The sequence below is a fragment of the Anaerosacchariphilus hominis genome (assembly GCF_014290175.1).
In the GTDB taxonomy this organism is placed as follows: domain Bacteria; phylum Bacillota; class Clostridia; order Lachnospirales; family Lachnospiraceae; genus Laedolimicola; species Laedolimicola hominis.
The window spans coordinates 212,722-233,856 of the sequence record NZ_JACOOR010000004.1 but is presented as its reverse complement, the minus strand read 5'-3'; the positions used below and the strand labels follow the sequence as shown (position 1 = coordinate 233,856).

At 53.7% G+C, this 21,135-nt stretch carries 18 protein-coding genes and 1 tRNA gene; all 19 read right to left on the bottom strand.

Features of this window, described 5'->3' with window-relative positions; translation table 11 throughout:
- Window positions 1-48: 48 nt before the first annotated feature.
- The 19 genes from pdxR to H8S44_RS08115 all read right to left on the bottom strand — a co-directional run bounded on the left by pdxR (window position 49) and on the right by H8S44_RS08115 (window position 21,121).
- Window positions 49-1,479, bottom strand: a complete 1,431-nt coding sequence (gene pdxR, locus H8S44_RS08205) for a MocR-like pyridoxine biosynthesis transcription factor PdxR (protein ID WP_186872056.1) — start codon at window positions 1,477-1,479, stop codon at window positions 49-51.
- Between the two features lie 2 nt (window positions 1,480-1,481).
- Entirely contained in the window at window positions 1,482-3,149 is a 1,668-nt protein-coding gene (locus H8S44_RS08200; RefSeq protein ID WP_186872055.1) for a glutamine--tRNA ligase/YqeY domain fusion protein, read from the bottom strand.
- Window positions 3,150-3,224: 75 nt separating this feature from the next.
- Window positions 3,225-4,175, bottom strand: a complete 951-nt coding sequence (locus H8S44_RS08195; RefSeq protein ID WP_186872054.1) for a D-2-hydroxyacid dehydrogenase — start codon at window positions 4,173-4,175, stop codon at window positions 3,225-3,227.
- 27 nt (window positions 4,176-4,202) lie between these two features.
- Window positions 4,203-6,440: a DNA gyrase/topoisomerase IV subunit A gene (locus H8S44_RS08190; RefSeq protein ID WP_186872053.1), complete on the bottom strand. Its 2,238-nt coding sequence runs from the start codon at window positions 6,438-6,440 to the stop codon at window positions 4,203-4,205.
- A 44-nt stretch (window positions 6,441-6,484) separates the two neighbouring features.
- A complete protein-coding gene (locus H8S44_RS08185; protein WP_186872052.1) occupies window positions 6,485-8,407 on the bottom strand; it encodes a DNA gyrase/topoisomerase IV subunit B in 1,923 nt (640 codons plus the stop codon).
- 41 nt (window positions 8,408-8,448) lie between these two features.
- Window positions 8,449-9,039: a hypothetical protein gene (locus H8S44_RS08180; RefSeq protein ID WP_186872051.1), complete on the bottom strand. Its 591-nt coding sequence runs from the start codon at window positions 9,037-9,039 to the stop codon at window positions 8,449-8,451.
- A 134-nt stretch (window positions 9,040-9,173) separates the two neighbouring features.
- A tRNA-Glu gene (locus H8S44_RS08175) sits at window positions 9,174-9,245 on the bottom strand.
- A 105-nt stretch (window positions 9,246-9,350) separates the two neighbouring features.
- Window positions 9,351-9,842, bottom strand: coding sequence for a Cys-tRNA(Pro) deacylase (gene ybaK / locus H8S44_RS08170; protein WP_186872050.1), 492 nt, complete (start codon window positions 9,840-9,842; stop codon window positions 9,351-9,353).
- A gap of 53 nt (window positions 9,843-9,895) precedes the next feature.
- On the bottom strand, window positions 9,896-10,588 hold the full coding sequence (locus H8S44_RS08165; RefSeq protein WP_243167524.1) for a YoaK family protein: 693 nt from the start codon (window positions 10,586-10,588) through the stop codon (window positions 9,896-9,898).
- Between the two features lie 23 nt (window positions 10,589-10,611).
- A complete protein-coding gene (locus H8S44_RS08160) occupies window positions 10,612-11,172 on the bottom strand; it encodes a Fe-S-containing hydro-lyase (protein ID WP_186872049.1) in 561 nt (186 codons plus the stop codon).
- Window position 11,173: 1 nt separating this feature from the next.
- The gene (locus tag H8S44_RS08155) at window positions 11,174-12,016 is read right to left on the bottom strand and encodes a fumarate hydratase (RefSeq protein ID WP_186872048.1); all 843 of its coding nucleotides are present in this window, start codon (window positions 12,014-12,016) and stop codon (window positions 11,174-11,176) included.
- A gap of 76 nt (window positions 12,017-12,092) precedes the next feature.
- Window positions 12,093-13,256: an aspartate-alanine antiporter-like transporter gene (locus tag H8S44_RS08150; RefSeq protein ID WP_186872047.1), complete on the bottom strand. Its 1,164-nt coding sequence runs from the start codon at window positions 13,254-13,256 to the stop codon at window positions 12,093-12,095.
- A gap of 41 nt (window positions 13,257-13,297) precedes the next feature.
- Window positions 13,298-14,902: an FAD-dependent oxidoreductase gene (locus H8S44_RS08145; RefSeq protein WP_186872046.1), complete on the bottom strand. Its 1,605-nt coding sequence runs from the start codon at window positions 14,900-14,902 to the stop codon at window positions 13,298-13,300.
- 14 nt (window positions 14,903-14,916) lie between these two features.
- Window positions 14,917-15,591, bottom strand: a complete 675-nt coding sequence (locus tag H8S44_RS08140; RefSeq protein WP_186872045.1) for a 4Fe-4S dicluster domain-containing protein — start codon at window positions 15,589-15,591, stop codon at window positions 14,917-14,919.
- 237 nt (window positions 15,592-15,828) lie between these two features.
- Window positions 15,829-16,692 (bottom strand): FAD/NAD(P)-binding protein, encoded by an 864-nt coding sequence (locus H8S44_RS08135; RefSeq protein ID WP_186872044.1) that lies wholly within the window; start codon window positions 16,690-16,692, stop codon window positions 15,829-15,831.
- On the bottom strand, window positions 16,685-17,737 hold the full coding sequence (locus H8S44_RS08130) for a 4Fe-4S dicluster domain-containing protein (protein ID WP_186872043.1): 1,053 nt from the start codon (window positions 17,735-17,737) through the stop codon (window positions 16,685-16,687). Before H8S44_RS08130 ends, H8S44_RS08135 begins: the two co-directional genes overlap by 8 nt.
- A gap of 2 nt (window positions 17,738-17,739) precedes the next feature.
- Window positions 17,740-18,717 (bottom strand): 4Fe-4S dicluster domain-containing protein, encoded by a 978-nt coding sequence (locus tag H8S44_RS08125; RefSeq protein WP_186872042.1) that lies wholly within the window; start codon window positions 18,715-18,717, stop codon window positions 17,740-17,742.
- Window positions 18,705-19,145: a hydrogenase iron-sulfur subunit gene (locus H8S44_RS08120; RefSeq protein WP_186872041.1), complete on the bottom strand. Its 441-nt coding sequence runs from the start codon at window positions 19,143-19,145 to the stop codon at window positions 18,705-18,707. The genes H8S44_RS08125 and H8S44_RS08120 overlap by 13 nt, the downstream gene beginning before the upstream one ends.
- Complete coding sequence (locus tag H8S44_RS08115) at window positions 19,136-21,121, bottom strand: 4Fe-4S binding protein (protein WP_186872040.1); 1,986 nt, start codon at window positions 21,119-21,121, stop codon at window positions 19,136-19,138. The genes H8S44_RS08120 and H8S44_RS08115 overlap by 10 nt, the downstream gene beginning before the upstream one ends.
- Window positions 21,122-21,135 lie beyond the last annotated feature (14 nt).

Here is a 21,135-nt window from a genome sequence, read left to right as displayed (position 1 = left end):
TGTTGGAAATCCGGGGCTTTTCCTATCTGTATCTTTTCTTGTATTTTCTTATCTTCTTCCCGGCTGCGCCCCGCTGTCCGTTTCCCAGACCCTAAGAAGCTCACCGGCCGCTTTTTCCAGTTCTTGCTCCGTCAGGGTAGCGTAGCCCAGAAGCACCGTGGGCTTCCCCGGTTTCTCCTCCGCTTCCCCGGCCCGGTATTCGGAAAGAGGATAGATCCGGATCCGCAGTTCTTCCGCCCGCCGGATGGCCTCCTCCTCCGTCATTCCATTTTCAAATTCCACCAGCAGATGGACTCCCGCATCCTCTCCCCGGACGGTGCAGATCTCCGGCCGTTTCTTCAGCTCACCCACCAGGATCTCCTGTTTGTGCCCGTAGAGGGCCCGCATCCGGTTCAAATGACGCTCATAATGCCCCTCTTTGATAAAACTGTTCAGAATCATCTGATCGATCCTGGATACCGTGGAGGAGAACCGATCCGTCACGTCCCCCAGACGCTGCAGCAGCCGTTCCGGCAGCACCAGATAGCTGATCCGGATGGCCGGGGCAATGGACTTGGAGAATGTTCCGATATAGATCACTGTGTCGTTCTGATCCGCTCCCTGAAGGGCCGGAATGGGCTTTCCACGGTAACGGAACTCGCTGTCGTAATCGTCCTCAATCAGATAGCGTTCTTCCCCTTCCGCCGCCCATTTTAAAAGCTCCAGTCTCCGTTTGATGGGCATGACGATCCCCAGAGGATACTGATGGGAGGGCATCACGTAGGCCACATCCGCCCCGGACTGTCTCAGGGACTCCACCTGCATGCCGGAGGCGTCCACCGGAACGGTACGCAGCTCCTGTCCCAGCTGTTCAAAGAGCCGGTAGGCATGACGGTAAGTGGGACTCTCCATGGCAATCCGCCTCTTTCCCAGCACTGCCGACAGCAGCATCATCAAATAGTCATTCCCGGCTCCCAAAATCACCTGTTCCGGGCTGCAGTTGACGCCCCGGGCCTGGTGAAGATAGGTACAGATGGTCTCCCGAAGTTCCCACTCGCCTTTGGGATCGCCCAGCTGGAACAATTCTTTCCTGTCGTCCAGCAGTACATTCCGGGTGACCTTTCGCCAGACGCTGTAGGGAAAACTGTCCAGATCAATGCCGTTTGGCGTAAAATCATAGCGCCAGACCCTCTCCGGCTGTTTTTCTTCCCTTCGGAGGACAGCAGGTTCCGCATGAAGCCTGTACAGACCCTCCACCTGGCAGGCAAAGTATCCTTTACAGGGAATGGCCTCGATATAGCCCTCCGACACCAGCTGCCCGTAGGCCAGATCTACTGTGCTTCTGCTTACTTCCAGATACGCAGAAAGAACCCGGCTGGAGGGAAGCTTCTCTCCTGCCAGGATCTTTCCATTCTGAATCTCCTGTTTGATATAATCATAAATCTGCTCATACAGAGGCGTCTCCGCCTCTGTATGCAGCTCCATGGTCAATTCACGCATATTTATGCCTTCGGAAGCTTAAAGGAGCTCTTCAGGGACACGATCCGGTTGAATACCAGCTTCTCCGGTGTGGAATCCTTTGCATCCACGCAGAAGAATCCGTTTCTCACAAACTGGAAACTGTCATAGGCCTTGGAGCCCTCAAAGGCCGGTTCCAGATAAGCATGGTCTACCACTGTCAGGGAGTTCGGATTCAGATTCAGACTGCCGTCCTCATTGTATACCCCCTTCTCCTCATCAATGATATTCTCATACAGGCGAACCTGGGCCTCGATGGCATAGGATGCCGGTACCCAGTGGATGGTACCCTTTACCTTACGGCCTGTAAAGCCGCTGCCTGCCTTGGTTTCCGGATCGTAGGTGCAGTGCACCTCAATGACCTTTCCGTTCTCGTCCTTCACGAAGCTCTCGCATTTTACAAAGTACGCATGCATCAGACGCACCTCGTTGCCCGGGAACAGACGGAAGTACTTCTTGGGCGGCTCCTCCATGAAGTCATCCCGCTCAATGTAAAGCTCGCGGCAGAATGGAATCTTACGGCTGCCCAGTTCCTCGTTCTCCAGGTTATTGGCTGCGTCCAGATACTCCACCTGTCCTTCCGGATAATTGTCGATGACCAGCTTAATGGGATCTAATACTGCCATGAGACGGGGCTTCTTCAGCTTCAGATCTTCACGGATACAGTATTCCAGCATAGCGTAGTCCACAGAAGACTGGCTCTTGGAGATACCGCACAGGTCTACGAACATCTTGATAGACTCCGGTGTGAAGCCACGACGGCGCAGAGCTGCGATGGATACCAGCCGGGGATCGTCCCAGCCGTCTACGATGCCTTCCTCTACCAGCTTCTTGATGTAACGCTTACCAGTGACCACATTGGTCAGATACAGCTTAGCAAACTCGATCTGCCGGGGCGGATGAGGATACTCCAGCTCTCTTACCACCCAGTCGTACAGAGGTCTGTGATCCTCAAACTCCAGGGTACAAATGGAATGAGTGATACCCTCGATGGCGTCCTCGATGGGATGGGCGAAATCGTACATGGGGTAAATGCACCACTTGTCGCCGGTATTGTGATGGGTAATATGGGCCACACGGTAGATGATCGGGTCACGCATATTGATATTCGGGGAAGCCATATCAATCTTCGCCCGCAGCACCTTCTCTCCGTCCGCGTACTTTCCGTCCCGCATCTCTTCAAAAAGCTGCAGATTCTCCTCCACGCTCCGGTTCCGATAGGGACTTTCCTTACCCGGCTCAGTCAGGGTACCGCGATACTCCCGGATCTGCTCCGCGTTCAGATCGCAGACATAGGCCTTACCCTTTTTAATCAGCTTCACAGCTGCCTCATACATCTGGTCAAAATAGTCGGATGCGAAGAACAGTCTGTCCTCCCAGTCCGCGCCCAGCCACTGGATATCCGCCTTAATAGATTCCACGAACTCGATCTTCTCCTTGGTGGGGTTCGTATCGTCAAAACGCATATTAAACTTTCCGTGGTACTTCTGGGCCAGTCCGTAGTTCAGAAGAATGGACTTGGCATGTCCGATATGAAGATATCCGTTGGGCTCCGGCGGAAACCGGGTGTGTACAGTGTCGTAGACGCCCTCTGCCAGATCCTTCTCTATGGCCTGCTCAATAAAATTTTTGCTTGTCGCTTCGTTCTCCATAAGGTTCCCTCGTTTCTATTAGTATAAGATCCATTTTGTAGAAAATGATACCATAGTTCTTCGGATAATTCAAGCCTACTCACAGTAGCCGGTCCGAAAATCAATAAGATTCCGCAGGGGCCGCTTCACCACGTAGCACTCCAGATTCTCGATGCAGATGGTGAGAATTCTCTCCAGAGTCTCCGGCAGAGAATAGCCGCCGGACACATGGGGCGTCAGAATCACATTTTCCATCTCCCACAGGGGATGTTCCGGCGGAAGGGGCTCCGGATCCGTCACATCCAGACAGGCTCCCGCAATTCGTCCCTCCTGAAGGGCTCTCGTCAAGGCTTCCGTATCCACGGTGATGCCACGGCCCACATTGATGACCACGGCGTTTTTCTTCAGAAGGGCAATCCGCTCTTCATTCAGGATATGCCGGGTATCCTCATTGCCCGGCAGGCTTAAGGCCACAATATCGGCTTTGGGAAGCTCCAGGTCCAAACGCTCCAGGGTGTAGAGATCGTCCACGCCCTCGGGCTTTCTTCCTTCCCGTCTTTTGATACCGGTGGTCCGGCAGCCCAGAGCTTTCATCTTCCGGGCAAAGGCTGTGCCGATATCACCCAGGCCGATCACCAGCACACGGCTTCCCTCAATGACCTGCACATGGCCTTCTTTTTTCCAGAGATGTTCTCTCTGGTTTTTCTCGTAGAGATTCAGCTTTTTCTGAAGTTCGAACAGGACTCCGATCATATGCTCGGAAATGGCCAGACCGTAGGCACCGGTGGCATTGGTCAGCATGACGCCCTTGGGCAGCGCTCCATCGCAGAAGCCTTCCGTACCCGCATTATTCAGCTGCAGCCACTTTAACTCCTCCGCGTACTGTAAAAACGCCGGATCGAGATTTCCAAGAATCACCTCCGCGTCCCGGATCACCTCTTTTGTCACATCCTCTGCCAGGCAGTAGACAAACTCCTGATGCTTGAAATTCATCTCCAGCCTGTTTTTCTGTCTCTCATCCAGAGACAGCGTCACCAGAATCTTCATAACCTTCTGTTCCTCCTCGTCTTCCTTTTAGCCCCGCACCCGGACGCCTCTAGTATCCCGGCTTCCGGCCTTCAGCTTATTCAAAATCAGCTGCTTTTCCTTATACTCCACAGCCGTCTCCTGTCCCGGATGATACAGGTACATGGCTTCCAGCTGATCCTTTTCTCCCAGCCGCATACCCCGGACGCCTGCCGCACCCTTTTTCTTCTCCGGTATCTCTTCCACGCCAAAGCGCAGGAAATATCCCTCTTTACTCTGCAGCACCAGCTGCTCGCTGCCGTCCACTGGCGACACAAAAATCAGCTCGTCACCCTCGTTCAGCTTCGTGGCAGCCATGGTCCGCATTTTCGTCTCGAACTCGCTGCCGTCCACAACCTTCAGCATTCCGGAACGGGTGCCGAATAACAGCTTCTGATGCCGGATTTCTTCCATGCTGCCGATACCCACCAGCTGCTCCTCGGCGCTGCTGAAGTTGCCGAAGTTGTCGATGGGAACGCCCTTGTCCCTGAATTTTCCATAGGGCAGATCCTGTACTTTCACCGTATGCTGCTTTCCGGTGTCCGTGAAGATACAGATCCTTCCTGTATTCATACAGGAGAAAATATGGCGGTTCTCACTGTCCGCCGCCTCCTTATTCCGGTCGTAGACGCTCATATCCACGGTCTTGGCGTAGCCGAACCGATCCATCAGAAACATAACCGGCATCTCTTCGATCTTCTTCTCCTCATAGACCGCTGCCTCTGCATTCTCCACGGCAGTTCTCCGAGGCCGGCTGTAGGTTTTCTTAATGGCCTCCATATCTTTCAGGATCACCCTTGTCATGCTGGCATGATTCTCCAGGATATCCTCATACTCGGCGATGTTCTTCAGAGTCTTCCGGTTCTCCTCCATCAGTGCCTCGATCTCCAGACCGATGAGACGATAGAGACGCATCTCCAGAATGGCCTGGGCCTGACGCTCCGTAAAGCGAAGCTTCGCGGCCCGCTTCTTAGAAGCCTCTGACTTAAAACGAATCCCGTCGGTGCTTCCTTCTGTCAGGCAGGCCTTGGCCTCTTTGATGCTTCGGCTGCCCCGCAGGATCTCAATAATCAAATCAATCACATCGCAGGCCTTGATGAGTCCTTCCTGGATCTCACGCTTCTCCTGTTCCTTGGAAAGAAGGGTCCGGTACTTTCGGGTGGTCAACTCATACTGGAAGTCGATATAATATTCCAGGATCTGCTTCAGGCTCAACGTCTCGGGCCGTCCGTCCGCCACCGCCAACATGTTGACACCGAAGGTATCCTCCAGACGGGTCTTCTTATAGAGCATATTCTTCAGATTCTCGGTGTCCGCGCCTTTTTTCAGCTCCAGCACGATACGGATGCCCTCCTTGGAGGACTGGTTGGAGATATCGGTAATCTCCGGCGCTTTCTTTGCCTCCACCAGAGCTGCGATATCGTTCAGGAACTTGGCGATATTGGCTCCGATCATAGGATAGGGGATCTCGGTAATTACCAGCTGCTCCTTACCGCCCTTCAGCTTCTCCACCTGCACCCGGCCCCGGATCTTGATCTTGCCCGTGCCGGTCTCATAGATGGCCGGAAGCTCATCCTTATTGACGATAATGCCGCCTGTGGGGAAGTCCGGTCCCGGCATCAGCTCCAGGAGCTTCTCCGTGGTGATATCCGGATTCTTCAGATAGGCTTTTGCCGCGTCGATGACCTCGCCCAGATTATGGGGCGGGATGCTGGTGGCCATACCCACGGCAATACCATCGGAGCCGTTCACCAGCAGATTCGGAATCCGGGCCGGAAGCACGGATGGCTCCTTTTCATTCTCATCAAAGTTCGGTACGAAGTCCACCACGTCCTTGTCCAGGTCCGCCAGGAAGGCCTCCTGGGTCACCTTCTGAAGCCGTGCCTCCGTGTATCGCATGGCTGCGGCCCCGTCTCCCTCGATGGAACCGAAGTTTCCGTGTCCGTCCACCAGAGGCATACCCTTTTTGAACTCCTGGGACATGACCACCAGCGCCTCATAGATGGAGCTGTCCCCGTGTGGATGGTACTTACCCATGGTATCTCCTACGATACGGGCACACTTCCGGTAGGGGCGATCATATCGAATCCCCAGTTCGTACATATCGTACAGTGTCCGGCGCTGTACCGGCTTCAGGCCGTCCCGTACATCCGGCAGCGCACGGGAAATGATCACACTCATGGCGTAATCGATATATGATTTCTGCATCACATCGGAATATTCCGTGCGAATAATCTGTTCTTCCATAAATCCTCCCTGACTGTCTCAGTCTCTCTTTCTGAATCTGTCCCTTATACATCCAGCTCCGCGTCCTGGGCGTGCTCATAGATAAAGGCCCGTCGGGGCGGTACTTCCGTTCCCATCAGCATTCCGGTTACACTGGAAGCCATGCGGGCGTCCTCGATCTCCACCCGCTTCAGAATCCGGGTCTCGGGATTCAGTGTGGTCTCCCACAGCTGCTCCGCGTCCATCTCGCCAAGGCCCTTATAACGCTGCAGGGTAAAGCTGCCCTTATGGGTCTTCCGGTAGCGCTCCAGCGCCTTGTCGTCATAAAGGTACTCCTCCTGTCCCCGGGCCGGCATGGCCTTGTACAGGGGCGGCATGGCAATATACACATGTCCCTCGTAGATGAGCTCCGGCATAAACCGGTAAAACAGGGTCAAAAGCAGGGTGGAAATATGGGCTCCATCCACGTCCGCATCGGCCATGATAATGATCTTGTCATAGCGGAGCTTACTGATATCAAAGTCATTGCCGTAGCCCTCGGAAAAACCACAGCCAAAGGCGTTAATCATGGTCTTGATCTCCGCATTGGCCAGGACCTTATCGATGCTGGCCTTCTCCACGTTCAGGATCTTACCCCGGATGGGCAGGATGGCCTGGAAGTTCCGGTTCCGGGCCGTCTTGGCGGAGCCGCCTGCGGAATCTCCCTCTACGATAAAAATCTCGCATTTGGAAGCGTCCCGACTCTCGCAATTGGCCAGCTTTCCGTTGGAATCAAAGGAATACTTCTGTTTGGTCAGAAGGTTCGTCTTGGCCCGCTCCTCGGTTTTCCGGATCTTCGCTGCTTTCTCCGCACAGCCGATGACGCTTTTCAGAATCTCCAGATTCCGGTCAAAATACCGGACGATCTCGTCTCCCGTCACTTTGGCCGTGGCCTTGGAGGCATCCTGGTTGTCCAGCTTGGTCTTGGTCTGGCCTTCGAAACGGGGTGCGGGGTGCTTGATGGAGATCACGGCGGTCATGCCGTTCCGCACATCCGCTCCGGTGAAGTTCGCGTCCTTTTCCTTCAGGATACCCAACTCCCGGGCATAATTATTGATGACTGTGGTAAAGACGGTCTTAAAGCCGGTCAGATGGGTGCCGCCCTCGGCGTTGTAGATATTATTGCAGAAGCCCAGCACATTCTCGTGGAACTCGTTCACATACTGGAAGGCTCCCTCCACCAGGATGCCCTCGGACTCGCCCTTGAAGTAAACGACCTCATGGACCGTTTCTTTATTCTTATTCAGATCCTCCACAAAGCCGATGATACCATTTTCCTCATGGTACTCCACACGCTCCACTTCGGCTCCTCTCCGATCCTCAAAGAGAATGGTAAGCTCCGGATTCAGATAGGCGGTCTCATGAAGACGGCTTTTGACTTCCTCCGCCTGAAACCGGGTCTTCTCAAAGATCTCCGGATCCGGCAGGAAATTAATCTTCGTACCGGTCTGGCGGGTCCTGCGAAGCTTCGGCAGCAGCCCCTCCTCCAGTTCAATGGTGGGAATACCCCGCTCATAGTGATCATGATGCACATAGCCATCCCGGCTGATCTCAATATCCAGATATGTAGACAGGGCGTTCACCACAGAGGAACCCACGCCGTGGAGACCGCCGCTGGTCTTGTAGACGGAATCGTCGAACTTACCGCCCGCATGCAGGGTGGTGAAAACCAGACGCTCCGCAGAGACGCCCTTGGCATGCATATCCACCGGGATACCCCGGCCATTGTCCGTCACGGTACAGGATCCGTCCTTCTCCAGGAACACCTCGATCCGGGAACAGAAGCCTGCCAGATGCTCGTCCACGGAATTATCCACAATCTCATAGATCAGATGATTCAGACCCTTTCTGGATACGCTTCCTATATACATACCGGGCCGCTTCCGTACTGCTTCCAATCCCTCCAGTACCGAAATACTGCCCGCGTCATACGTCGTTTTATTTGCCATACTTTCTCCTCACTCCCAAACATATCAAACAAATGTTCTCTTTATTTCAACCTGTTCAGTATAACACACTCTCCGCCCTTTGCCAAACTTATTTTTACAAGTTTTTTCTCCATTCTTTTCAGATACCACACAAACGCCAGGGTTACAAAGAGCTCCAGCAGGCCGGAAATGATGCCCACCGCCCGGTACAGTGCCGCTGAAATCAGCAGCACCGACCAGAGTAACGCCTTTTCCAAGCCAAACTGCCTTCCGAACCTCCGTTCCAGCTGATGCAGAAACCGGATGATACAGAATAAAAAAAACAAACAGCCCGTCAGGGACAGCCCCACATGCAGTCCCGCCATTCCCGGAACCAGCCTGGGCCGATAGGGCAGCCCCAGGCCCCACAGAAAGCACAGCTCTGCCAGCAGGAGAAACCCTTCCGTCCATCCGTCCCGGATCTGTCCCTGCTCCATCAGATCTTCCATGGAGATATAGCCCCAGACGGCTACCAGGGCGCCCCAGGCCAGAAACAGGAGCCGCCCCCTGCCCCGGTTCCCGATGACTGAAAAATTCGTGTCTGTCAGGCTCCCTCCCGCTGCCAGAGCCGCCGTCAGAGCCAGAATCAGAACCGCTGCCGCTTTCTTTTTCATGCAAGATACGCCCTCTTTCCCATTTCTGTTCCCAGTATCCCTGATTTTCCGTTTTTTATTCCCGGATCCTGATCCAAAAGAGCCGGAAAAGGGCGCAAAAAAACCTCTGAACGAACTATTCAGAGGTTTTCCAGCAGTCGATAGGGGAATCGAACCCCTGTTTTCGCCGTGAGAGGGCGACGTCTTAACCGCTTGACCAATCGACCATTTTGTCTGCCGCGCTTGCGACTTGATTAGTATATAATACTATCCGACAAAATGCAAGTACTTTTTTCATCATTTTTTGTACTTTTAGGCGTACAATTTTATCTTTACATGATGACATCCGCAAATGTACCGTTGGCCGCCCGCATGAGATCCTCCGGAGAAACCTCCATCTGGGATCCTCTGCGGCCGCCGCTAACCATGATCTTCGGGAACTGCTTCGCGCTCTCGTCCAGAACCGCCGGGAACTGCTTCTTCATGCCGATGCAGGTGCAGCCGCCCCGCACATAACCGGTGAGCTCAGTCAGATCCTTTAAGGGAAGCATCTCAATAGACTTCTCATGGACGGCCTTTGCTGCCTTTTTCAGATCCAGTTCCGACTCGATAGGGATCACAAAAACATAGTGCTCCTTGCTTTTCGCCACCGTCACCAGAGTCTTGTATACGATCTCATGGGGCTGTCCCAGCATATCCGCCACGCTGACGCCATCGTGGAACTCCTCTCCATCGTAGGTATGTACCGTGTAGGGAATCTTCTTCTGCTCCAGAAGACGCATGGCATTGGTTTTTATCTCTTTTTCCTTGCTGTGCTTTGCCATATTCCATCACTCCTTCTTTCGATTCTTTCTATTATAAAACTTTGAAAATAAGGTTATGAAGTCTTCGGCTTTTCGATAAACATCAGGCAGAAGCTGATGAGCAGCAGCACGCAGGACACCCAGATAGCCCGGATACTGATGCCGGAATTCATGGACATAACGCCTCCGATGCCTGCTCCCAGGGCAAACAGAAAGATGATACCGAAGTAATAAAGCATCTGTTCCGCCTGCTGGGACTTATGCTCCCGCACATAACCGGACAGGGCCGCGATACCGCTTCTTAAGTTTCCGATGCACATGGTGCTGGCATAGGAGTAGCCGTTGACCTTCCGGAAGGACTGTACCTGCATGGCGCAGGAGAAAGATACCAGCGCAGTCGCCGCCATGTCGAACCGGGTGGGAATGAAGCCCACGATAAATAAAATTACGATCTCCATCAGAAGAATACTCTGCCTCCAGTGGAGCTTCCTGGCATACCGATACCGTCCCTGGATCTGCTCGGCCACCCAGACGCCCACCGCAAAGGCCAGGATCGGGAAAAGATATCGCAGTCCCGCCATCCATTCCCCGCACATGAAATGCTGGCTCATCAGTACCACGTTACCGGTCTGGGCATTGGAAAATACCTCTTCTCTGGTAAAATAGGTATAAGCATCCTGAAAGCCTCCGGACAGCGCCAGAAAGGCGCTGTTCACGAAGGCTTCGGACATTTGTTTCTCTTGTTCTGTTTCATGAATCAAAGACATGGGAAAAAACTTCCTTTCGTAATCTAGTTCTTTTTGCTTGCCAGATAAGCAGCTTTTCCCTCATCATACAGATTATTTCCCTCGCTGTCAATAATAACTACGAGAGGCATATCCTCCACATAGAGCTTCCGAAGCGCTTCCGCGCCCAGATCCTCATATGCGATCAGCTCACATTTTTTAATACATTTCGCCAGAAGAGCCCCTGCTCCTCCGATGGCACCAAAGTAAACACCGTGATACTTCTTCATGGCTTCCACCACTTCCGGTAATCTCGCGCCTTTGCCGATCATGCCTCTGGCGCCCACGCTCATCATGGTAGGTGCGTAAGCGTCCATACGTCCGCTGGTAGTCGGTCCGGCGCTTCCGATGACCTGACCCGGCTTGGCCGGCGTGGGACCCACATAGTAAATGGTGGCGTCCGTGGGATCAAAGGGAAGCTGTTCGCCTCTCGCCAGAGCCTCACACATGCGCTTGTGTCCCGCGTCTCTGGATGTATAGATGGTTCCGGTCAGATACACGCTGTCGCCTGCGTGCAGGGTCTTGGCAAGCTCCTCGGTCAGAGGCAGCTGAATATGTCTTTCCATCCTAGATCACCTCCGTCTTATGGCGTGTCACATGACAGTTGATATTTACCGCGCAGGGCATACCTGCGATATGGGTGGGCATGGTTTCGATATTCAGAGCCAGTGCGGTGGTTTTGCCGCCGAAGCCCTGGGGTCCGATACCCAGCCCGTTGATTTTCTCCAGCATTTCTTTTTCCAGATCTGCGTAATAGGGATCCGGATTAGGCTCCTCGGTGTTCCGCATGAGGGCCTTCTTTGCCAACAGGGCACACTTGTCAAAGGTTCCTCCGATACCTACGCCTACTACCATGGGCGGACAGGGGTTCGGGCCTGCTGCCTCCACAGTTTCCAGAATAAAGCTCTTGATTCCCTCGATGCCTGCAGAAGGCTTGAACATCCGGATAGCGCTCATGTTTTCACTTCCGAAGCCCTTGGGTCCTACTGTTACCTTGATCTGCTCGCCCGGAACGATCTCTGTATAGAGCATGGCCGGTGTATTGTCCCCGGTATTGCCCCGGCGCACCGGATCCTTCACTACAGACTTCCGGAGATATCCCTTGCCGTAACCTCGGCGTACGCCTTCGTCCACAGCCTCTCTCAGATCGCCGTCCGTGATATGTACGTCCTGACCAATCTCCAGGAACACGCATGCCATACCTGTGTCCTGACAGATGGGTACATGCTCCTCCCCCGCGATCTCAAAATTCTCAATAATCTTGTCCAGAACTCCCTGGGCTGTCTCCCAGTCTTCACACGCTCTGCAGCGGCGGATGGCACCTTTGATGTCCTCCGGAAGCTGCTCATTGGCCTCGATACACAGACGTTCTACCACATCTGTGATCTCGGAAGCTTTAATTTCACGCATAGTCTGTCACCTCCAACATTGTCTTCACGTATGTACGTGACCTTATTGTATCACAAATCATAACACAAATACATTTTTATAGGAAGATACTGATAAACTGGCTGGCCAGTACGATGGCCACCAGCGCGATGGGATAGGTGGCTGCATAGGCGCTGGCCACATCGTCCGTCTCCGTCACTCGAATCAGAGTTCCCAGAGCCGGGGTACTGGTCATACCGCCGCAGATGGAACCCAGAGTGTTGAAGAGGGAAAGATGTAATACCTTCACCGCGAATATATAGCCCAGCAGCATTGGCACCAGCGTCATCAGCGCTCCATACAGGAACAGAAGCGCTCCATGCTCTTTCAGGATCTCCACAAAGCCGGCCCCCGCCTGGGAACCCGCTCCCAGAAGAAACAGTGCCAGGCCAAACTCCCTGAGGCATTCCAGTACGTGCTTCTCCACCTGCACACTGAGCTTTCCAAAATGGCCGAAATGGCCCAGAAGCAGACCTGCGATCAGCGGTCCACCGGAAGTGCCCAGCGAGAACACTGCTCCGCCCGGAAGGGGAATCTCTATCTTCGCCAGAATAATTCCGATGGCAATGGCCAGCGAAAAGGGGAAAAATCCCATACTGTCCGCATAAAATAACTCTTCTTTCTTCGTTTTGTGGAACTCTGCCACATCCACGCCTGCCGCCGCCTCAAACTGAGCCCGCTCCGCAGCCATATCTGTCTTCAGAATTTTCGGAATCAGCTGCACGAAAAGTACCACGCCCACCACACCAAAGGGATAAGCGATTCCGTAGCCCACCGAAGCCGCGTCTGAGCCGGTGGCCTCCAGGGCCGCTGCCAATCCCGGTGTACTGGTCAGGGCTCCGGTCATCATCCCCACCGAGATGTCTGTGGGGATTCCGAAGATTTTAATAATCGCCACACAGGTCAGCGCTCCCGCGCCGATCACAATTAATCCCAGCAAAATATAGGACGTGGCGTTATTTTTAAAATTCCGGAAAAACTTCGGCCCCGCAATAAATCCCACAGAAGTTACAAAGCAGATAAGTCCCAGTTCCCTGACCAGGGAGGGAATCTCTACTCCAAAATGGCCGAATACCAGGGCTACCAGCAAAATGCCGGCAGTCCCCAGTTCCAGACCACAAATCTTAATACTACCTACCAGATACCCGATGACGGCGATCAAAAATACCATCATCAGCGTATTGGATAATACCATCTCCTGAAACCATGTAATAATCCCCATAACGTATGTCCCCCGTTACTATCTGTCGCTTCCCGGTGTCTTTATTTCGGCATACCGAAGGTGTAATTCGGCAGCAGCATCGGAGAAACCTGTCCCGTATGCAAATCTGCCTTTTCAAGCTCTTTTGCATACTCCTGAAGGTGATTCAGGTTCATGGTGCCAAGCTCTACTTCCTTGCACTTTCTCGCTGCAGCCTTACCTGCGTTGCGGCCAAATACAATGATATCCAGAAGGGAATTGCCCATCAGACGGTTTCTTCCGTGGATACCGCCCACAGCCTCTCCTGCTACCAGCAGGTTCGGAATGGTCTTGGTAAAGCCTTCTCCGCCGATCTCCAGACCGCCGTTCTGGTAATGGAGAGTTGGGTAAATCAGAATCGGCTGCTTTCTCATATCGATACCATAATTCAAGAACATACGCAGCATAGCCGGAATTCTCTTTTCGATGGTTCCCTCGCCGTGAATCATCTCGATCATCGGGGTATCCAGCCAGATACCGTAGCCGGTGGGTGTGGGAACGCCCTTTCCTCTGGCGGTACATTCACGGATGATGGACGCCGCGGATACATCTCTGGTCTCCAGGGGGTGCATAAAGGCCTCACCGTCCACGTTGATCAGCATAGCTCCTACGGAACGCACCTTCTCCGTTACCAGGGCTCCGAAAATCTGCGCCGGATAAGCAGCTCCGGTGGGGTGGTACTGGATGGTATCCTGATACAGAAGCGGTGCTCCTGCGCGATAGCCCATGACCAGTCCGTCTGCGGTAGCTCCATAATGATTGGATGTGGGGAAGTGCTGGTAATGCAGTCTTCCCGCTCCGCCGGTGGCGATAATAACAGTCTTTGCTCTGGCCACCTTATACTCGCCGGTCTCCATGTTCTGAAGAACAGCGCCTGCTGCCTGTCCCTTGTCATCCTTAATCAGCTCTACCGCCGCAGTAAAATCTACCACAGGAATCTGGCGGTTCCATACCTCGTCTCGGAGAACTCTCATAATCTCCGCTCCGGAGTAGTCCTTGCAGGCATGCATTCTCTTTCTGGATGTTCCGCCGCCGTGGGTGGTAATCATCCGTCCGTCCTTGTCCTTATCGAACATAACGCCCAGGTCGTTGAGCCACTGGATGGCGTCCGGCGCCTCCATAACAAGACGGCGCAGAAGCTCCGGTCTGGCTGCAAAATGTCCGCCGCCGAAAGCGTCCAGATAATGCTGCTGGGGAGAGTCGTTCTCCTTGTCCGCTGCCTGGATTCCGCCCTCTGCCATCATGGTGTTGGCATCGCCGATACGAAGCTTGGTCACCATCATCACATTGGCGCCTGCCTCATGTGCCTCGATAGCTGCGGAAGATCCTGCTCCGCCGCCGCCGATGATCAGCACGTCCACGTCATAATCTACCTTATTTAAGTCAATGGGTACATTTAAAATCCGGCTGTTGGAATGCAGCAGGGTGCCAAGCTCGTAGGGAGCCTTCTGTCCCTTGTTGGGTCCCACCTTGATCTCCTGGAAACCGTCTTCACGGTAGTCCGGATGGAACTCCTTCAGGAGCGCGTCCTTTTCCTCTGCCGTCATTCTTCTGGGCTCTACGCCGATACGCTGTGCTCTTGTGGCCTCTACTTTTTTAATAGATTCCAGCATTTCCGCTGTATACATAGTCCGCTCCCCTCCTATTTCTCAATCTCTCGGTTATTGTACAGTTCCTTCATTTCCTCGATGGGCTTTTCCATGATCTGCTCGATCAGATCATCGAAAGCTCCGTGGTGAATGTCTTCTACTCTCTTCTCCAGATGCTCTGCCTTGGGAGCGATGTACTTTCCGGTCAGTCTTCTGGCCAGCACGCCTACCATGGGATGGGAGATACCTGCCGGGCAGCGTGAGGTACAGATACCGCAACCGATGCAGTCGAAGGACTCCTCTGCGCACTTTTCAAAGTCGCCTCTCTGTGCGTATGCAATGTACTGCATCACGTTCAGGGACTGGGGACAGCCCTTGGTACAGGCATTACAGCCGATGCAGCTGTAGATCTCCGGATAGAGATCCATCATCACACGCTGCTTTACGCTGATTTTGTCCATATCGTAGTTCCGCTTATCTGCCGGGAAGAAGGGCAGGGTCGCGATGTACATGCCATCCTGTACCTGTGTCTGACAGGCCAGGCAGGTCTTCAGCTCGTTATTGCCTTTGATTCTGTAAATGGTTGCGCAGGCACCACAGAAGCCGTGGCGGCAGCCGCAGCCGCGCACCAGCTTATAGCCTGCGTATTCCATAGCCGTCATGATGGTAAGCTCAGCGGGTACGGAATACTTTTTTCCATAGAAATATACGTTTACCATTTCCTGCATGTTCTTTATCCTTTCTCTATTCAGTCTTCGCCTTTTCCCCGCAGTGCCAAGTTCGATTCCGCTTCGCTTCATCTACGCGCACTGCATGAGTGTTGCTCCGCAGTGCTCAGGCTCGAAAAAGCTTCGCTTTTCCTCGCTTGAGGGCTTCGCCCTATGCAGACAGGAACCCTCCGTCTGTCTTACGTGCAAGCACGACGCCAGCCGGATGCTTCCTGTCTGCGCACTGCTCATTGTCTATCAATATTCCGGGGGTAACTCATCGATCTCGTCGCAGCGGAATACCGGTCCGTCCTTGCATACATACTTAGATCCGATGTTGCAGCGGCCGCATTTGCCGATACCGCATTTCATACGAAGCTCCAGGGTCGTGTACACCTGTGTCTTATTGAAGCCCAGCTCCATCAGGCCCGCCAGTACGAACTTGATCATGATGGGCGGTCCGCAGACCAGTACTGTCTTGTTGGTGTCAAAGCCGATCTCTTTCAGATAGGAAGGAACGAAGCCCACATGGCCGTCCCAGCCCTCCTGCTCCCGGTCGATGGTCAGATATACATTGACGCCCGGAGTCTTCATCCAGACCTCCTGAATCTCTTTCAGCTGCACCAGATCGTCCGCGGAACGGGAACCATAGAGGATGTCTACCGTACCGTAATTGTCCCGGTTATCCAGTACATAATTGATGACGGAACGAAGGGGCGCAAGGCCGATTCCTCCGGCGATAAACAGAAGGTTCTGTTTCTTGAGCGCTGTCTCCACCGGAAAGGCGTTTCCGTAGGGTCCGCGCACGGTGATTTCATCTCCCACATTCATGCCATGCAGATAATCAGTCAGGGTTCCGCAGCGCTTGATGCTGAACTCCTGATATTCTTTATTGGTGGGGGAAGATGTAATAGAGAACATAGCCTCGCCCACACCGAGAACGGATACCATGGCGCACTGGCCCGGCATATGCTCAAAGAGCTTCTTGCCGTCTCTTCCCACTACCCGGAAGGTTTTAACGTCCGGAGTTTCCGTGCGGATATCCGTTACCACGCCAATCATAGGAATCAGCGCGTCTACTCTGATATCATTTGCATGTCCGCCGCAGGTACATTCACTCATTTCCCTCACCTCCCAGTTTCTTGATAACTTTTACAATATTTAAGGATGACGGGCACTTGCTGACGCAGCGGCCACAGCCTACGCAGGAATACATGCCGTCATTGTTGGCCGGATAGTATACCAGCTTATGCATGAATCTCTGGCGGAACCGCTGCAGCTGGCTGGTACGCATGTTGCCGTGGGCCATCATGGTGAAATCAGAATACATGCAGGAGTCCCAGCAGCGGTAGTGCCGGATTCCGGCTTTGCCTCCGTCAAAATCACGGATGTCGTAACACTGGCAGGTGGGACACACAAAGGTGCAGGTTCCGCAGGCCAGACAGGGCTTATACATATCCTCCCAGGCAGGAGAATCAAAAAGCTCCATGGTGTTCTCCGGCTTAAAACGGGAAAGATCAAGATGAGAAAGGGGAAGCTTCTCGATGATACCGCGCACTGCAGCCTGCTCCTTTTCTACCTTTTTCTCGCCCTCTGCTCCCGCTTCTGCAAAGGAGTCTGCCAGGGCTTCTTTCACAAGGGCTGTGAGGCTCTCTCCCTTTTCTGTGAGAGCCTTCCAGTAAAGGCTTTCTCCCACCATCCAGGTCTCCACGTCTGCTCCCGGCTCCGCTGCGTCCACGTCGAAGTTCTTACAGAAGCAGGTCTCCTCCGGCTCGTGACAGGCCAGGGATACGATGGTTCCATGCTCTCTTCTTGCCGCGTAATAGCTGTCCACCGGATCTGTTAAAAACACATTGTCCAGGACCTTTACCGCCCGCACGTCGCAGGCGCGCATGCCGAATACTACGAAGGGCTTGTTCTGAAGCTCTGTGGGGTCGATGCTGATTTTTCCGTTCTCGTGTCTGCTTTTGTACAGCACCTCGCTCTGAGGAAAGAAGCAGTCCTTACCGGATTTTACAGTCTTCAGTGTATCGATGTCTGCCACCGCCTCATTGGTCCACAGACCGTAATTGGTCTGGCCGCCCTTGCTTACCGGGAGAAATAAGTCTTCTTTTTCACTGATGGCCTGATACAGGTCGTTCAGCTTATTCTTAGCGATCTGATACATACTTAATGTCCCCCTCCTCTCGTCTGTACAATGCTGGGCTCCACATCCTCGAAGGTGAAGTTGGTCAGCGGGCCTCGGGAATCCGTATCGGCTCCCGCCTGATATTCTCCGTAGAAGCTATCAATGTCCTTGATGAACTTCCGGTTCAGCAGGTGAAGCGGAATGCCCTGGGGACAGACTCTGCTGCACTCACCGCAGTCAGTACAGCGTCCTGCCACATGGAAAGCACGGATGATGTGGAACATCTGCTCCTCAAAGGTGGCCGCGTTGGCCTTCTGGCTGGTATCGTACTGATTACTGTCGAATACACATTTGCGGCAGCTGCAGGCCGGACATACGTTACGGCAGGCGTTGCAGCGGATACACTTGGAAAGCTGCTCCTGCCAGAAGGCGAAACGCTCCTCGGGGCTCATGGCCTCCAGCTTCTCGACCTCCTCAAAACGGTTACCCACCGGGCCTGCTTCCTCGTCCTCGGCTGCGCCGATGAGCTCGTCGTATACCATGTGCTTCTTTCCCTTACAGACCTTACACCGCTCCAGCAGCGCGTCCGCGAAGGGCATCTCTTTTGCTCCGTAAATGGTGTCGAACTTCAGGGTATCGCCATCGATGGTGACGGTCTCAATTCCCTTGATGCCTGCTTCCCGGATCTTCTCCGGCTTCAGCGTGCCCTGACAGCCCACGCCGATGATATAGGTCTTGTCCCGATCCACTCTGTGCTCCTTGATCAGCTGGTTAAAGCTGTAGGTATCACAGGGCTTTAAAAATACGAGGGTCTTTCCCTCCAGCTTTGCGGCCTCAATCATGTATTTACTCAGGTTCGCGCCGCAGAAAGCGTCATATACAAAATCTTTTAATTCTTCTTCTGATTTGAAATAAGCCGGCTCCGGGTCATAGCCCATATCGCCTTTTCTCCAGCCGAGAACCTGCGCTACGGTTCCGTCTGCCAGAAGCTCTTTTGCTCTCTCGATTAACCCTTGCATCGCAGATCCTCCAGTCTCACATTTTCGCCCAGCTCGTGAATCTTCGCTACGAACTCATTCATGGTGGTTGAGAACTTTACGCCCTCAGCCGCGGATACCCATTCCACTCTGGTACGTCCGTTTTCCACGCCCAGATAATCCAGCATGGAGAAGAGCAGGGTCATACGTCTTCTTGCGTAATAGTTACCGGTTGTATAATGGCAGTCTCCCGGGTGGCAGCCGCAGAGGATAACTCCGTCCGCGCCTCTCTGGAAAGCTCTTAAAATAAACATCGGATTCACACGGCAGGAACAGGGTACGCGGATAATCTTTACATCCGCCGGGTAAGCAAGTCGGCTGCTTCCCGCCAGGTCTGCGCCTGCATAGGAACACCAGTTGCAGCAGAACGCTACGATTTTGGGCCTGAATTCTGTATTTTCTACCTGCATATTGCATCCACCTCCGCAAGAATTTGTCTGTTTGAGAAGCCCTGCAGGTCCATAGCGCCTGACGGGCAGGCCACTGTGCAGGCTCCGCAGCCCTGACAAAGGGCGCTGTTGACTACTGCAACACGTCTTGTCTCACGGATACCGTGATCATTCACCAGCTGGTCCTCATAGGAAATCGCTCCGTAGGGGCAGACCTTCTCACAGGTAGAGCAGCCGTTACAGAAGATGGGGTCAGCCTTTGCCGTACAGGGGTTCGTTACCAGATGATCCTTGGCCAGGAGTCCAACGACCTTCACAGCGGCAGCTCCCGCCTGTGCTACGGTCTCCGGAATATCCTTCGGTCCCTGGCAGACACCGGATAAGAAGATTCCCGCTGTGGGAGACTCTACCGGACGCAGCTTCGCGTGGGACTCGGTCAGGAAGTTGTTGGTATCGATGCTGGCTGTCAGCATGGTGGCAATCTTTCTTACGTCGGGGTTCGGCTCAATGGCGGTCGCCAGGACTACCATGTCGGTTTCCATCCGGATCTGCTTATTATCCAGAAGATCCGCAGCCTGTACCAGAAGCTTATCGCCCTGGGGCGCTACCTTGCCCACCTGGCCTTTGATGTAATGCACGCCGTACTCCTCTACCGCGCGGCGGTAGAACTCGTCGAAGTTCTTGCCCGGGGTACGCACATCGATGTAGAAAACGGTCACGTCCACATCGGGATATTTATCGCGAATCAGCATGGCGTGTTTTGCGGTGTACATACAGCAGATCTTGGAGCAGTAGCTCTTGCCGCGCTTGTCCGCGCATCTGGAGCCCACGCACTGGATGAATACCATGGACTTGGGAGGCTTGTGATCGGACATACGCTCCAGATGACCTTTGGTGGGTCCTGCCGCGTTCATGATACGCTCAAGCTCCAGGGATGTGATGACATCCGGGCTCTGGTTGTACGCGTACTCATCATATTTATCCAGCTTGATGGTGTCAAAACCGGTAGCTACGACGATAGCGCCGTAATCTACGGTAATGATTTCATCCTGCTGATCGTAATCAATGGCGCCTGCCTGGCAGACCTTGGCGCAGACACCGCACTTGCCGGTCTTGAACTTGGTGCAGTGCTCCCGGTCGATGACAGGAACGTTGGGAATCGCCTGTGCAAAGGGTGTGTAGATGGCACTCCGGGTATTCAGTCCGCGGTTGAACTCGTTGGGTGTCTTTCTGGACGGACATTTCTCCTGGCAGACGCCGCAGCCGGTACACTTGCTCATATCTACGCTTCTTGCCTTTTTGCGGATATCTACATGGAAATCTCCCACAAAGCCGCTTACCTTCTCTACCTCGCTGTAGGTATAGATGGTGATTTTTTCATGGGCCGCAGCCTCCACCATCTTCGGGGTCAGGATGCAGGCGGAGCAGTCCAGGGTCGGGAAGGTCTTGTCAAGCTGTGACATACGTCCTCCGATACTGGGGGTCTTCTCCACGATGTCTACCTCGTAGCCTGCGTCCGCGATATCCAGAGCAGTCTGGATACCTGCAATACCGCCGCCAATGACCAGGGCGCGCTTTACCACCTGGCTGGTACCCGGGGTAAGGGGCGCATTCAGCATCACCTTCGCGATGGCTGCTCTTGCCAGAATTACGGCCTTTTCGGTAGCTTCTTCTATATCCTTATGAATCCAGGAGCAATGCTCGCGGATGTTGGCAATCTCCACCATATAGGGGTTGATGCCGGCCCGCTTTGCCGCCTGGCGAAATGTATTCTCGTGCATTCTGGGGGAACAGGAACAGACAACAATACCAGTCAGATGCTTCTGCTCAATGGCCTCCCGGATTTTCAGCTGTCCTGCCTCGGAACACATATACTGGTAGTCTTCCGCATGAACAACGCCCGGCTCCTTCGCCGCCGCTTCCACCACGCGCTTGACATCTACCGTCGCTGCAATGTTCGTACCGCAATGACAGACAAATACTCCTATTCTCTGCACTTTTCTTCACCTCC

Excerpts from the sequence above, each read along its gene's own strand:
- H8S44_RS08180 (WP_186872051.1), bottom strand. The coding sequence starts at position 9,039 with ATGAAAAAGAAAGCGGCAGCGGTTCTGATTCTGGCTCTGACGGCGGCT.
- H8S44_RS08155 (WP_186872048.1), bottom strand. The coding sequence starts at position 12,016 with ATGCGTGAAATTAAAGCTTCCGAGATCACAGATGTGGTAGAACGTCTG.
- ybaK (WP_186872050.1), bottom strand. The coding sequence starts at position 9,842 with ATGGCAAAGCACAGCAAGGAAAAAGAGATAAAAACCAATGCCATGCGT.
- H8S44_RS08165 (WP_243167524.1), bottom strand. The coding sequence starts at position 10,588 with ATGTCTTTGATTCATGAAACAGAACAAGAGAAACAAATGTCCGAAGCC.
- H8S44_RS08160 (WP_186872049.1), bottom strand. The coding sequence starts at position 11,172 with ATGGAAAGACATATTCAGCTGCCTCTGACCGAGGAGCTTGCCAAGACC.
- H8S44_RS08185 (WP_186872052.1), bottom strand. The coding sequence starts at position 8,407 with ATGGCAAATAAAACGACGTATGACGCGGGCAGTATTTCGGTACTGGAG.
- H8S44_RS08145 (WP_186872046.1), bottom strand. The coding sequence starts at position 14,902 with ATGTATACAGCGGAAATGCTGGAATCTATTAAAAAAGTAGAGGCCACA.
- pdxR (WP_186872056.1), bottom strand. The coding sequence starts at position 1,479 with ATGCGTGAATTGACCATGGAGCTGCATACAGAGGCGGAGACGCCTCTG.
- H8S44_RS08125 (WP_186872042.1), bottom strand. The coding sequence starts at position 18,717 with ATGCAAGGGTTAATCGAGAGAGCAAAAGAGCTTCTGGCAGACGGAACC.
- H8S44_RS08190 (WP_186872053.1), bottom strand. The coding sequence starts at position 6,440 with ATGGAAGAACAGATTATTCGCACGGAATATTCCGATGTGATGCAGAAA.
- H8S44_RS08130 (WP_186872043.1), bottom strand. The coding sequence starts at position 17,737 with ATGTATCAGATCGCTAAGAATAAGCTGAACGACCTGTATCAGGCCATC.
- H8S44_RS08200 (WP_186872055.1), bottom strand. The coding sequence starts at position 3,149 with ATGGAGAACGAAGCGACAAGCAAAAATTTTATTGAGCAGGCCATAGAG.
- H8S44_RS08195 (WP_186872054.1), bottom strand. The coding sequence starts at position 4,175 with ATGAAGATTCTGGTGACGCTGTCTCTGGATGAGAGACAGAAAAACAGG.
- H8S44_RS08150 (WP_186872047.1), bottom strand. The coding sequence starts at position 13,256 with ATGGGGATTATTACATGGTTTCAGGAGATGGTATTATCCAATACGCTG.
- H8S44_RS08135 (WP_186872044.1), bottom strand. The coding sequence starts at position 16,692 with ATGAGTGAATGTACCTGCGGCGGACATGCAAATGATATCAGAGTAGAC.
- H8S44_RS08120 (WP_186872041.1), bottom strand. The coding sequence starts at position 19,145 with ATGCAGGTAGAAAATACAGAATTCAGGCCCAAAATCGTAGCGTTCTGC.
- H8S44_RS08140 (WP_186872045.1), bottom strand. The coding sequence starts at position 15,591 with ATGCAGGAAATGGTAAACGTATATTTCTATGGAAAAAAGTATTCCGTA.